General features: G+C 69.4%; 11 protein-coding genes. 4 read left to right on the forward strand and 7 right to left on the reverse strand.

Translation table 11 applies throughout. The features are described 5' to 3' along the window. Positions 1 to 20: 20 nt before the first annotated feature. On the reverse strand, positions 21 to 2,282 hold the full coding sequence (locus QSK05_RS31925; protein WP_285601120.1) for a putative bifunctional diguanylate cyclase/phosphodiesterase: 2,262 nt from the start codon (positions 2,280 to 2,282) through the stop codon (positions 21 to 23). Positions 2,283 to 2,402: 120 nt separating this feature from the next. Here QSK05_RS31925 and QSK05_RS31930 point away from each other — a divergent pair, with 120 nt between their 5' ends. Next, positions 2,403 to 3,788: a hypothetical protein gene (locus QSK05_RS31930; protein WP_285601121.1), complete on the forward strand. Its 1,386-nt coding sequence runs from the start codon at positions 2,403 to 2,405 to the stop codon at positions 3,786 to 3,788. 2 nt (positions 3,789 to 3,790) lie between these two features. Next, positions 3,791 to 4,915: a hypothetical protein gene (locus QSK05_RS31935; protein WP_285601122.1), complete on the forward strand. Its 1,125-nt coding sequence runs from the start codon at positions 3,791 to 3,793 to the stop codon at positions 4,913 to 4,915. Positions 4,916 to 5,215: 300 nt separating this feature from the next. Here QSK05_RS31935 and QSK05_RS31940 read toward each other — a convergent pair whose 3' ends face one another. From QSK05_RS31940 to QSK05_RS31950, 3 genes are all read right to left on the reverse strand, one after another. Further along, positions 5,216 to 5,776: a GAF domain-containing protein gene (locus QSK05_RS31940; RefSeq protein WP_285601123.1), complete on the reverse strand. Its 561-nt coding sequence runs from the start codon at positions 5,774 to 5,776 to the stop codon at positions 5,216 to 5,218. A 107-nt stretch (positions 5,777 to 5,883) separates the two neighbouring features. Next, entirely contained in the window at positions 5,884 to 6,654 is a 771-nt protein-coding gene (locus QSK05_RS31945) for an SDR family NAD(P)-dependent oxidoreductase (RefSeq protein ID WP_285601124.1), read from the reverse strand. Between the two features lie 43 nt (positions 6,655 to 6,697). Beyond that, positions 6,698 to 8,098, reverse strand: a complete 1,401-nt coding sequence (locus QSK05_RS31950; protein WP_502879847.1) for an FAD-binding oxidoreductase — start codon at positions 8,096 to 8,098, stop codon at positions 6,698 to 6,700. Positions 8,099 to 8,294: 196 nt separating this feature from the next. On the opposite strand from QSK05_RS31950, the gene QSK05_RS31955 reads away from it, so the two are divergent. Beyond that, positions 8,295 to 8,891, forward strand: a complete 597-nt coding sequence (locus QSK05_RS31955) for a PH domain-containing protein (protein ID WP_285601126.1) — start codon at positions 8,295 to 8,297, stop codon at positions 8,889 to 8,891. Positions 8,892 to 9,197: 306 nt separating this feature from the next. Here the strand turns inward: QSK05_RS31955 and QSK05_RS31960 are convergent, their stop codons facing one another. Together QSK05_RS31960 and QSK05_RS31965 are read right to left on the reverse strand one after the other, a co-directional pair. Beyond that, positions 9,198 to 10,349 (reverse strand): GTPase family protein, encoded by a 1,152-nt coding sequence (locus QSK05_RS31960; protein ID WP_285601127.1) that lies wholly within the window; start codon positions 10,347 to 10,349, stop codon positions 9,198 to 9,200. A 361-nt stretch (positions 10,350 to 10,710) separates the two neighbouring features. Beyond that, on the reverse strand, positions 10,711 to 12,213 hold the full coding sequence (locus tag QSK05_RS31965; protein WP_285601128.1) for an MFS transporter: 1,503 nt from the start codon (positions 12,211 to 12,213) through the stop codon (positions 10,711 to 10,713). Between the two features lie 190 nt (positions 12,214 to 12,403). Between QSK05_RS31965 and QSK05_RS31970 the strand changes: the two genes are divergently transcribed. Continuing rightward, positions 12,404 to 13,057, forward strand: a complete 654-nt coding sequence (locus QSK05_RS31970) for a TetR/AcrR family transcriptional regulator (protein WP_285601129.1) — start codon at positions 12,404 to 12,406, stop codon at positions 13,055 to 13,057. Here QSK05_RS31970 and QSK05_RS31975 read toward each other — a convergent pair. Next, positions 13,028 to 13,510, reverse strand: coding sequence for an SPOR domain-containing protein (locus QSK05_RS31975; RefSeq protein WP_285601130.1), 483 nt, complete (start codon positions 13,508 to 13,510; stop codon positions 13,028 to 13,030). The genes QSK05_RS31970 and QSK05_RS31975 overlap by 30 nt on opposite strands. Positions 13,511 to 13,556: the final 46 nt, after the last annotated feature.

Genomic DNA, 13,556 nt, shown 5'->3' on the forward strand with positions numbered 1-13,556 from the left:
CGGCCCGCATGGTCATCGCATCAGCCGACCCGGGGCGCCGGGACAGCCGGCTCCTGGGCCCCCTGGACGATCGTCCTCAGGTGCCTGGTCGCGAACTCGTCGTGGGCCACGGCCTTTCCCCACAACCAGCCCTGGCAACGGGTGACGTCGAGACCGGCCAGGACGTCACGCTGCTGCTCGGTCTCCACGCCCTCGGCGATCACGTTCAGGTGCAGCGCGGTCGACATCGCGACGATGGCCCGCACGATCGCCTCGTCACCCGGGTCCACGCCGAGCCCGGTGACGAAGGCCCGGTCCACCTTCACCGTGGTCACCGGGAAGCGGCTGAGGTAGCTCAACGACGAGTACCCGGTGCCGAAGTCGTCGACCGACAGGCCGATGCCCAGGCCGCGCAGGCCGGTGAGCACCTCGATGACCTGCTGGTGATCGCCCATCAGGATCGACTCGGTGATCTCCATCGTGAGCCGGTCGCCACCCAGGCGGTACACCCGCAGACCGTCCGAGATCGTGCGGCGCAGGCTGTGGTCGCGCAGTTGCCGGGCCGAGGCGTTCACCGACATGTAGAAGCTCTCGGGCAGCAGGCCCTCGTCCCGCCAGAGGGCCATCTGCCGCAGCGCCTCCTCGAGCACGAAGGTGCCGATCTGCTCGATCAGGCCGGTCTCCTCGGCGACCGGGATGAACTCGACCGGCGAGATCGGCCCCCGCACCGGGTGCGTCCAGCGCACCAGCGCCTCGGCGCCCATCGCCCGGCCGGTGCAGGTGTCGACGATCGGCTGGTAAGAGACCCAGAGTTCGTTGCGCTGCACGGCCTGACGCAGGGCGAGCTCGATCTCGACCCGCTCGTTCACGGTCTGGCGCATTCCGGAGTCGAACACCCGGACCCGGCCCTCGGCCTTGGCCCGGTACATCGCCAGATCGGCGTCACGTAGCAGGGATTCGGCGTCACGCTGATCGGTGAGCGGGGCGATACCGATGGAGGCGACGGTCATCAGCTCGATGCCGGGCAGTTCGATCGGCCGGCTCAACTCCGCCTGGATGCGCTCGGCCAGGGCCGAGGCGTGAATGGCCTGCCCGCTGTCGGCCACCGCGAACTCGTCACCGGAGATCCGGGCGAACATCGCGCTGTCCCGGGTCAGCCGGCCCAGCCGCTTGGCCACCTCGACCAGCAACAGGTCGCCGGCCTCGTGCCCCCAGTGGTCGTTGACCAGCTTGAAGCCGTCCAGGTCGAGGTAGACCACCCAGACGCCGTCCGCCCGCCGGGACGACATCATCTCGGCCATGTGCTGGGTGAGCGCATCGCGGTTGGGCAGACCGGTGAGCGGGTCGTGGGTGGCGCGGTAGAGCAGGCCACGCTGGATCTCGGCGTTGCTGCGCACGGCCGAGACCGAGCGGAACACCAGCGACCCGATCAGGCCGGCGGTGGTGAGGGCGAGCGGGACGTTGTTGTGGGCGGTGCCGCCGGTGGCGAGCAGGACCGCGACGGGGGTGGCCAGGGCGGGCACGATCAGGCTGAGACGCGTCGCCGACCAGGACTGCACCGGGCGGGGCCGCACCGAGCTCATCTCGGTCATCGACGGGTGCAGGGCGGCGGCCGCGAGCGCGGTGAAACCGAGCAGGAACGGCAGATCGAGCAGGGTTGGGCCGACCAGGTCGCCCTGGGCGCCGATGATCGCGTAGCCGATGTCGCCGACCAGCAGGCCGGTCATCGACAGGGCGATGAACCGGAAGCTCGCCAGACCCGACGCGGTGGAGAAGCCCAGATTGAGCACGAGCAGCAGGAGAACGATGTCCCACAGCGGGTAGAGGCCGGCCAGCAGCGAGACCAGCTGGGGGCGGTCGCCGATCCGGACGGCCGGCAGCGCGAAGAACTCGGTGGCGACCAGTCCGGCCCCGAGCGCGACGATGATGCCGTCGACCACGGCGTGCCGCTGCGCGCCCACCCGCCGGCGCAGGATGACGCTGATCCCCAGACCGGCCAGCAGGTACCCGCCGATCGAGAAGATGTCGCCGGTGAAGGTGGCCAGGCCGCTCTGCCGGGTGGCCCAGCCGCGCACGCCCATTCCGGTGCAGAAGCTGAGACTGGACAGGATGAGGCAGATCCAGGGCAGCCGGTCGGAGGGGCGGTTGCGCCACACCCCCACGATCTGCGCGGCGACCGTGCCGAAGCCCATCACGCCGCTGATCCGGCTGTTCACGCCGGAACCCAGGTCCAGCGCATAGATACCCGTGAGAACGACGCCGACCACGACGACGAGATACGAGGCACGACGGCCGGCCAGCACCGAATGTCCTCCCGTGAGCGTCGAGTAGTACCGGCCTTTTCGACGGGTGCACAGAAAACCTGTAGCTGTGTCGCGAACACACAACGCCACGATTGAAATACCCAGAGCTATAGTCGCGGCGTGTCGGAGTACCCCGCGCCCGCTTCGGGTCCGCCCTATCAGCGCCGCCGGGACCGTCGTGCCCTTCGTCGTCCGGAGCCGGCGCCCGGGACGGACGGTGTTGTCGCCTCCGGCGCGGGAATTGAGGACGCGTACGGGCACCACGTCGACCCGGTCGCCGACGATCAGGTCACCTTCAATCAGGTCGCCTTCCACCCGGTCGCCTTCGACCCGGTCGCCTTCGACCCGGCCCCGGGCGCCTACGGTGCCGCCCCGGCCGAGGTGCTGGACCAGGGATACGCCCAGCAGTACGGGACGTACGAGGATCCTCAGCCGCAGTACGCCTATCCGTGGCCCACCGTGGAACCCGACGCCCACACCGGGTACGCACCCACCGGGAACGCCCAGACCGGCGACGAAGAGGTGCTGTACGACGCCTACGGCTCGTACAGCTTGCGCGAGGACGAGCGGGCGGCGTACCAGGCCGACTTCCGGCGCACGGTGCAGCGTGGCCAGAACGGGCCGGATCAACCGGGTCAGCCGGACCGGGCGGACAGTCCGGTGGCCGGCGCCGGGTACGAGGAGGATCCGGGGGACTTCGAGGATTTCGACGAGGACGACTTCGGCGAAGACTTCGGGGACGGCGAGTTCGAGGAGTTCGACGCCCTCGACGACGAACCCGAGGACGATCTGGAGGACGACCTGCAGGACGAGCCGGACCCGGTCCGGGCCACCGGTTACGACCCCGGTCTGCAGACCGGGCGGCGCAGTACCGCCCAGCAGGCTTATGCCCTGAACGGGATGAGTGACGACATCGCCCGGTCGGCCCCGGCCGCATCGCTCCAGCCGGTCCGGTCCTCCCGGTCTTCTTCGCCCGACCACCGGTTCCAGCCGACGCAGACAGCCGCGCCGGTTGCGTCGTCCCCGGCTGGAAACCCCGGCGAGATCCCGGCCACCACCGCGAAGCGCCCCCGCGCCTGGACTCCCCCACCGGCGAACCGCCCGACGTTCTCGGCGACCCAGACGCCGTTCACCGGGCCGATCCCGACGCAGCGCCAGGCACCTCGTCCCTCATTGACGCCCCCGCCGACCCCCGCCCGTAAGGCGGCCCCGAAACCCGGGCGGACACCGTTCGGGGGAACCCAGTTGCGCCGTCAGGCGCAGCGTCGGCCCATGGTCGCGGCCCGGGGTTTCGTGCCCAGCCAGGACCGGGTGGACACGGCCCGCGAGGTGATGACCTATCTGGCCCGCCGTCCCTGGCTGCAGCTGGACGTCGTCGACATCATCCTGGGCACCCAGTTCGACCGCGATGACGTGGCGCACGCGCTGATCGTGCTGCAGCAGGCCGGCCGGATCCGGAGCCACCTGCGCGGCGACCGGGTCTGCTACTCCTATGTGGCGACCTGACGATGCCCACCCAGCTCACCATGCCCACCCAGCTCACCGGCCTGGCGAATCTCCTCAGCGACCTGGCTGGGCACCTGACGGCCGGCGGAACGATCTGGCTGGGGCTCGTGCCCGCCTGTGCCCTGCCGGTCTTCGCGGTGTGCACCTTCGGGATCGGGCGGCTGTGCCGGGCCCTGGCCGCCGACGCGGTCGGGACCGTGATCCGGCCCTACCGGCTGGCCGACCTCGACCCCGGGGCCGCCCTGGCCGGTGAGGTGATCAGCGAGCGTCACGTGCGACGCGGCCGCCGCGGCTATGCGGTCATCGTGCTCGACCTGCTCGCCTGGATCGCCGTCCTGGCCGTGCTGACCAGCACCGCGCTGTGGTGGCTGCGCTCCTCACGGGGTACCGGGCCGGGAGCTCTCGCCCCGCTGGGCTGGCTTCCCTACGCGCCGGCCGCGGCCGTGGTCGGGGGTTTCGGGCTGTTGCTGTACCTGCTCGCCCACGACCCCGGGCGCCGCCCGCGACTGCTGGTGGCCCGGCTGGCCCGACGGCTGCTGCCGTTGTCCTCGTACGCCTTTCTCGATCCGGACTGTCCTTCGGAGTTCGAGATCCTGAACCGGGCGCTGCTGATGCGTTCGCACGCCGGCCAGCAGGACGCGCGCGACCAGGTCGCGGATCTCGCGCACGCGCTGCTGCCGCAGGCCCGCCGGATGACGGACGACGAATTGAGGACGAGGATCGAGAGTGCGGTGGCGTTCCTGCCGCGGCAGCACGGTCAGGGTCTCGACACCGACCGGTTCGCCGAGCTGCTGGCACTTTTCGATGCCCTCTTCGGCCGGCTGCGCGACGACACCGGACATCAGGACATCTGGCGCATCGCGATCCTGCGGCAGCTGATCCGCTACACCGGGCCGGGCGTGCTGCCGCAGATCTTCAGCAACCTGCGCCGGGGGCCGAACGGGGTGGGTACCGACGGGCTGAGCGTGTCCCGGCGGGCGGGCGAGGGCGACCCGGGGTCGGTGCTGCACACGGCGTTCGGCCGGAGCGCGGCCCCGGATCAGGCCCAGGGGCTGGGCCTGATCGTCGACCTCACCCGGGCCCAGCGCGAAAGCGCCTTCGAGCGCCGCGAACCCGACGAGTACTGAAGACGAGTACTGAACCGGCCGGGACGTCGTGGTGATGCCGGCGACGCCTCCCGCACACGAGACGGTCAGGGTCGTCGCGCGGACCGGGCCACGCCGCCGGCATCGTGAGTCGCGATGAAACCGGCCGGAAACAGTGGAATTCCGAGGCTGCGGAACCCACTGATCGACCGCTTACCAGCGGACCCGGTGCTCATGTAATACCGCCCGACCGCCGCGGTCAATTCATATGGAGACTTTATATATGCCGCCTGACGGGCTCTTAACACTCGCCCGTCAGACGGCCCCGAAATTCGGGTGATTTCAGACCTGGACGACCTTGCGTTCCTTCATCGCGGTGAGGGCGACCAGGCGGATCTCCATCAGCTGCGCCACGGTGGCGGCGAGGTCGACGAGAAGGCTGATCTGCATCGGGTCGAGCTGCGGACGGCTGACCTGATCGATCACGTTGACCGTGCCCAGCGCGTGCCCTTCCACCTCGATCGGGGCCGCGGCGTAGAAACGCAGTCCGAGATCGCCCGTCACCAGGGGATGATCCGCGGTGCGCGGGTCGTTCTCGGCGTCCTGCACGACGTACGGCCCCGCCTGGTGCACGACCGACGCGCAGAGCCCGGGCTCGGTGCCGACCTGACGCACACCGTCCAGCCCCTGCGTGGCGGCGAACCAGACCCGGTCGTCGTCCACGATGCTCACGGTCGCGATCGGCGTGCCGAAGATCTTGGCCGCCATCTGCGCGATGCGGTCGAAGGCACCGTCTTCCGGGGCGCCGAGCTCATCGGTGTACTTGTGCACGGCCTCGAGCCGGGCATCGGCGCTCGTAGTGTCGACGGTCAGGTCCGGTCCCACGGTCGAATCTGCGCTCATGACGGTTGCTCTCCCCCTGGACAGCGTCCGGTATGCGGTTTATCGGGCTGGTCACCCGTTACGCGGCGATCCTAAACCACCGGGCGTGACCGATGCCGTACCCAGGGTCAGTTTTCTTCCGGATCGGGCCCCCGGACCGCCCGCCCCCCGTCGACCGGGAGCACGGCGCCGGTGACGAACGACGCGGCGTCGGAGAGCAGGTACACCACGGCGTCGGCGACCTCGGCGGTCAGCCCGACGCGTCCCAGCGGGTGCAGTTCGGCCATCTGCTGCGTCACCGCCGCCACTTCCTGGGTGTCCCGCCCGGCCAGGAACGCCGCGTAGCGCTCGGTGTTGATCGAGCCCAGGGCCACCGCGTTGACCCGGATCCCGGCCGGGCCGTGGTCGACGGCCGCGGCCCGCGTCAGACCCTCGATCGCGGCCTTGGCCGTGGCGTAGGGCAGTGCGCCCCGCACCGGACGCTGGGCCTGGTGGCTCGAGACATTGACGATCGCCCCGCCGCGGCCGGTCGCGAGATAGTGCTTGACCGCCACCGCACAGCCGGTCACCGCGGCCGCGACGTTCGACGTGATCAGATCGAGAATGGTTGCCGCGTCGTCGGTGTCGAGCGAGGCGTCACGGAAGAGCGCGGCGTTGTTGACCCAGCCGCTCAGTGGTGCGATCGCGGCGGCCAGCTTCGCGGCGTGCTCGGCGACGTCTTCCAGGGCGGCGTCGCCACGCACCGCCACGACCCGCGCCCCCGCCGGATGACCGGCGACCCAGGCCAGGGCCCGGGCATCCAGTTCGATCGCGACCACCGCCTGACCGTCCGCCAGCAGTCGCTCGACAACCGCCCGCCCGACACCTCGTCCACCGCCGGTGACCACGAAACTCCGCATGTCCCTCAGTGTCACGCGGGTGACGTGGGTCACGGAAGAGTTCTCAGACGGCTTTGCCCGGGTTGAAGAGATGGAGCGGGTCGAGAGTCTGTTTGATCGCGGCCTGCATGGCCTGCACCGGCGCCGGGAGTTCCTTGCGCAGGCCCTCCCGCTTCAGCAGCCCGATGCCGTGCTCCCCGCTGACCGTGCCGCCCATCCCGATCGCCGCGTCGAGGATCTCCTCGAAGGCGGCCTGGGCCGCGACCCTGGCCGCGTCGTCGCCGGCCGGCACCAGGATCAGCGGATGCAGGTTGCCGTCGCCTGCATGGGCGATCGTGGCGATGGAGACACCATGCCGCTGGGCGATCCCGACGACCGCACCGAGCATGTCCGGCACCTTCGAGCGGGGCACGCAGACGTCTTCGGTCAGCACCGGGCCGAGCCGCTCCAGCGCGGGATAGGCCAGGCGACGGGCGGCGAACAGGGCCTCGGCCTCCTGCTCGTCGGTGGAGACGGCCGCCCACAGCGCGCCGGCCTTCTCGAACACCTCGGCCATCGTCGCGGCCTCGACCTGCCCGGACTCCCCCGGGGTGTCGATCTGGGCCAGCAGCAGCGCCTCGGCGTCGGCCTCCAGACCCAGGTGCTTCCAGTCCTCGACGGCCTGCAGACAGGCGCGGTCGAGCAGTTCCAGGGCGGTCGGCAGCAGGCCGGCCCGTGTCACCGCGGCGACCGCGTCACCCGCGGCGACCAGGCTCGGGAAGGCGCCGACCACGGTCCGCGGGGCCTCCCGGCGGGCCGGGCGCAGTCGCAGCGTGACCTCGGTGACCACGCCGAACGTGCCCTCCGAACCGACGAACAGCCCGGTCAGGTCGTACCCGGCCACCCCCTTGGTGGTGCGCCGGCCCAGCCGCGTGACCGTGCCGTACTCCCCGGCCGGGCCGCCCACCACGACCTCCAGACCGAGCACGTAGTCGCGGGTGACGCCGTACTTCAGGCAACACAGACCACCCGCGTTGGTGCTGACGTTGCCGCCGATCGTCGACCACGGGGCGCTGGCCGGGTCCGGCGGGTACCAGAGCCCGTGCTCGGCCACCGCGGCCTTCAGGTCGTCGTTGATCACGCCCGGCTGCACCACGCAGATCATGTTGTCCACGTCGATCTCGAGCACCTTGTTCATCTGTGACAGGTCGATCACCAGGCAGCCGTCGACCGCGTTCGCGCCGCCCGACAGCCCGGTGCCCGCGCCCCGGCTCACCACGGGCACGTTCAGCTCGGCGCAGACCGCGACCGCCCGGCTGACCTCATCCGTCGACTGCGCGCGCAGGGCCGCGAGCGGCATCCCCACCGGAGCCCATTCCGCGTCGTCATGACTCAGGCCGGCGAGCACATCGACGTCCACCACCAGCTTGGCCCCGGGCAGTGCGCGTTCCAGTGCTGCGAGTCGGTCGGCGGGTGACGTACTGATGACTGCCTCCTGGTAGCGATGGTTCCGTCACCAGCATAGAAACCCGTTCGTGGGGCCTCCCGACCGCATTCGCAGCGCCCCTGCCAGCCGGTGCGGCGTCACGGCAGTGGCAGCAGTCACTTCCTGGGAATAACGAGACAAGACTTTCCCGAGTTGAAGCCCGACAATTGCTCGCCGCTCGCCTAGAGTGGTCCGCATGGTGGGGCATTCAGAACGTTTCGGCCCGGGTGTTCCGAAGGAACTGGACCGTTACCTCATCCCGAGCGAGCAGATCATCTTCATGCTGCGCCGGCACTGGGTGGTGCTCGCCGAGCCGACCGCCACGGGCGTCCTCGGCCTGATCATCCTGGCCTGGGTGAGCAACCACACCAGCGGCCTCTTCGTCCAGATCCTCACGGTGCTCTGGCTGCTGCTGCTCGCACGGCTGCTGCTCAAGGCCTGGGAGTGGTACGACGAGCTGTTCATCGCCACCGACCGCCGGCTGATGCTGGTGCACGGCATCGTCACCCGCCAGGTCGACATCATGCCGATGTCCAAGGTCACCGACATGCGGTACGACCGCACGGTGACGGGCCAGCTGTTCGGATACGGCAAGTTCGTGATGGAGTCCGCCGGTCAGGACCAGGCGTTGAGCACCATCAACTACATCCCCGACTCCGACCTGCACTACCAGCAGATCTCCCAGATCATCTTCGCGCCGTCCGAGCGCAAGCTCACGCAGAAGGCGACCGCGCCCGGTTCACGGGTGCCGATCTCCGAGCCCGAGCAGGCATGGTGGAGGCGCAAGAACTGAACGGATGAGATGGAATCGCTCGACCGCGTCCCGCAGGAGAACAACCGTGGTTGGGCTGAACGAACAGAAGCGGCCCGCGTCCTCGGACATCCGGGCCGTTTCTGTTGTGCCGCCCATCACCACAGATCGCTGACATCGTCCGGTTGCATACTCTGCAGCCTCTGCAGCGCGGATCGATGCCCGGGATCAGAGGCCCCTGACGACGTTCCTCGCCCACGCCGACGAGACGACCTCGAGCTCGGCGGCAGCTGTATCTGCCGACCCTGAACCGCTTTCTTGCTCTGCAGAACTGGGCGTGATCTGCGCCTACTTGTCCAAGGTCTTGAAACCGCCCGGCAGCTTCTTGCGCATGTTGCCGCGGAACTCGTCGAGGAAGAGCTCCCGGATCGCGTCGCTGTCGAGGGCACCGGACACACCGGTGAGCTTGCCCTGGGACAGGCGCGAGCAGACCGTGGTCCAGGCCTGACCGACGGCCCAGGTGACGCCGGAGGCGACCACGGCCGCAATGCCGCCGCCCACCAGGGTTCCGGCCCCCGGCACCGTCTTGATCAGGCTGGTGACCAGGGACCGGCCACCCGCCGTGGCGGCTGCCGTGGCTGCGAGGGCGGCGGCCGTGGCGCGGTCTACCCCGACACCGTAGATGTGCGAGATCGTGGCCATCATCGTGAGCTGGATGGGTACCAGCACCGCGGCGTCGGCGAACGGAATGGGGGTGGCTCCGGCCGCCGCGGCCGCTCCGACCGCGGCGCGGATCGCCTTGTCCGCGAGCTCACGCTTGCGCTTCAGGTCGATCTTCTGCGCAGCCACGAGCGCTTCCTGAACTCCTGCCGGGGCAACGAGAAACGTGGCATCCAGCAGTTCCTGCAGCCCGTGGGCCTCGAGCCCGGCGAAGTCGTCGGACTTGGCGTTGGTCAGGAAGATCGGCTGCGCGGCCAGAGGCAGGTCGCGCTCGGCGATCACGTCGCGCAGGGCCAGGGCGTCGGGGTGGTGACGGCCGTCGCGCATCGGCACCTGGGTGAGTACCAGCATCACCGGCAGCCCGAGCCGGTCCAGCCCCCGGATGAAGGCCTCTTCCGTCTCCTCGAACCGCCGGTCGCCCGCCCTCACGCAGTACCAGGCCACGTGCACCTGCTCGGCCTGCGGCTGGCGGCGCATCTGCCGGATGTACTGCTCCAGCTCGGACAGGATGGTCTCGTCGTCGGTGCCGATCTCCAGGCCGCGGGTGTCGAGCACGCCGAAGTGCCCGTCCGCGTGCATGTAGAGATGACTGCCCTGGGTCACCGGCTGACCGATGCCCGTCTCGGCCACATCCTCCCCGAAGATGGCGTTGACCAGCGTGCTCTTGCCCACGCCGGTCTTGCCGAAGATAGCCAGGTTGAACCGGCCGATCTCGCGGGCCTTCTCGTCGAACGTGTCGCCGAACTGCTTGCTGAACCAGTCCCGGGGCGCGGGTGCCATGTCGTGATCCTCCCACCCGTTCCGTGGGCCGCCTCTTGGCAGCGCCGTGTGCTTCTGTGCCTTGCCTGGTGACGCGTCAAACCCTCAGAACGTTCCTTCTTCCCTGGTGTGATCCGGGCCCGGTTCCTTGGCGCTGCGTTGTTCGCGATCATGCCCGCTCCCGTCAGCGGCGCGACCGCACGCGTCCCGGAGGGCTCGGTGAGCCTGCGGGTCTCCAACCGGCTCGGGCGAGAGCGTGGGCATTCTCGCCCCCACACACACGAAAGTCCCCGGCCCGCAGACGCGGACCGAGGACTTCACGTGCCTGACCGCTCCTACCGAGCGACCTGGCTTACTGATGCCGTGCCTTACTTGCCTCTGGTCAGTGCATGATCACTGGCTCGGCGTCTTCCGCGGCAGCACCGGTCGTGGCTGTGACCTGGGCGTTGGCGCTACGGGAGCGGTACATGAGAGCGGCGAGGATTCCGCCGGCCACGAAGAACCCCCCGACCCAGGCGTAGGCCGTGCTGTAGCTATGGATCTGTGCCTGCGCCAGAACCTGCTGCGTAGCGGGCTGGTGCGAGGCCAGGTAGGCGGTCCCGGCGGAGGCCGCGAAGGTGTTGATCAGCGCGGTGCCGAGCGAACCACCCACCTGCTGGCCGGTGTTGACCAGCGCCGAGGCCACCCCGGCGAAGCGCGGGTCGACGTTCAGCGTGGCGGTCTGGATCGCCGCGGGCATCATCTGGCCGAATCCCATACCCATGAGGACCAGCGGGATCACGATGCCGGGCCAGTACGAGCTGTTCAGGTCGAGCGCGGTCAGCCAGAACGCGGCGACCGCGGCGAAGATCATGCCTGAGGGCACCATGATGCGCGGGCCGAACCGCGGCAGCAGGAAGTTGCTGCCGATCTGCGCGGTGAACACCAGGGCCACGATCATCGGCAGGAACGCGAGCCCGGTCTTGATCGGCGTGTACCCGAGCGTGAGCTGCAGGTAGTAGGTGAGGAACAGGAAGATGCCGAACATGCCGATACCGGCCAGCAGCACCGAGAGGTAGGACGCCGAGCGGTTGCGGTCGAGCACGATCGCCAACGGCATCAGCGGGTGCTCGGCGCGGGTCTGCCAGTACACGAAGGCGGTGCCGAGCACGACCGAGCCGACCAGCAGGCCGATGGTCACGGCGTTGGCCCAGCCGTTGTTCTCGGCGTGGGAGAAGCCGTAGACCAGACCGAACAGGGCGCCGGAGACCAGGACGGTGCCGGGCACGTCGAGTTTCGGACGCGGCCCGGTGCGGTGCACGTGCGGGAGGAAGAAGAGCGCCCCGATCACGGCGATGACCGCGATCACGCAGTTGACGTACAGGTTCCAGCGCCAGTTCAGGTTCTCGGTGAGGATGCCGCCGAGCAGCAGGCCGATGGCACCACCCATACCGGCGATGGCACCGAAGATGCCGAAGGCCCGGCGACGCTCCACCGGGTCGGTGAAGGTGGTGGCCAGCACGGCCAGCGCGGTGGGCGCGAGCAGCGCACCGAAGACACCCTGCAGGGCGCGCGCCGCGACGAGCAGGCCGAATGTCGGCGCGGCACCACCCAGCGCGGACGCCGCGGCGAAGCCGATGAGCGCGGTGATGAAGGTGCGGCGGCGACCGATCAGGTCGGACAGCCGGCCACCGAGCAGCAGCAGGCTGCCGAAGGTGAGCGAGTAGGCGGTGACGATCCACTGCCGGTCGCCGTCGGAGAAACCGAGGTCGAGCTGCGCGGACGGCAGTGCGATGTTCACGACGGTCGTGTCCAGCACAACCATCAGCTGAGCGAACGCGACCGTCGTCAGCGTCAGCCAGCGGGCTGAGGAGGCGGACGGCGTCGCCGGTGCGGTCTGGGACATGACGGCAACCATATACGAGACTCTTCAGTTCCGAAACCAATAAGTTCCGGGAATAATCAGTTCCGGTACGTGTGAGTTCCGTAACCAGGCGAATCCAGCACCACCCGGGTACGATTTGCCGCAGGGCGTCGTTGTCCTCACCGAGGGCGACAACGTCCTGGACCGACAACGAGACAGAGGTGCCACGGCCATGACCACCGAGACCGCGAGAGATGCCGAACCTGCGCGGCTCGGTCGCAAGCGCGATCACTCCCGCGATCAGGACATCCTTGACGCGGCGCTCGACGTGCTCGCCGAGGTCGGTTACAACACCATGACCGTCGACATGGTGGCCACGCGGGCCAAGGCCGGTAAGGCCACGCTCTACCGCCGCTGGTCGTCCAAGGCCGAACTGGTGGTGGACGCCATCGCCTGCATGAAGCGGCCGCTGCCCCAGGAGCGGGACGGCACGTACGTCCCGCCGGACACCGGCACGCTACGCGGCGACCTGGTCGCGATGGTCAAGCCCAAGGCCGTGACCGACAGCAACCGCCACCTGAAGATCATGATCGGTGTGGCATCGATGATGTCGCAGGAACCCCAGCTGTTCGAGGCCCTCACCGACATCATGGTCAAGCCACGCGTCGAGTCCTACCGCGTCGTCATGCAGCGGGCGATCGACCGCTGCGAGATCCGCCCCGACGTCGATGTCGAGCTGCTGTCGTCGCTGGGCCCGGCGATGGCGATGTACCGGGCGATGTACGAGCAGCAGGCGCCGTCGCGGGAGTCGATCATCCACCTCATCGACACGGTGGTCCTGCCCGCCGTGGGGCTGTCAGCGCCGCTGGAGAGTACGGACGAGTGAGTCCTTGATGCCGGGGGTGATCGCCTCGGCCTTGGCCCGGCCCTCGGCGGTGTCCGGGAACGGGCCCACGTAGACCACGTACCAGCCCTTGTTCATCGGGGCGTAGAGGTCCGACCTCAGCACCCCGGCGTCCAGCCCGGCGCGCCGCAGCTCCTGGGCCTCGGCCTGGGCCTGGGCCCGGGTGGGCCGGCTGGAGATCTGCACGACGACGAACGGGGCGTCGGCCGTCGGCGTCGGTGACGAGGTCCAGTCGGTGCGCGGGCTGCCCGCACCGACCGCGGCCATCGACGAGTGCGCGACCGTCGACACGACGATCACGAACGTGGTCAGCACCACAGCGAGAATCGGCCAGAAGATGTCGATGCCCGGTGTCTGCAGCGACCAGCGGGACGAAAATCCCGCTTCCCGGGTGACGGTCTCGCCAGATTCGGGCGCCTCTACGGCCTCGTCCACTCCAGACACCTCAGGGGCTGGAGTGACCTGAGTGGCTGCGGTGGCC

The sequence above is a fragment of the Kineosporia sp. NBRC 101731 genome (genome assembly GCF_030269305.1).
Classification (GTDB): domain Bacteria; phylum Actinomycetota; class Actinomycetes; order Actinomycetales; family Kineosporiaceae; genus Kineosporia.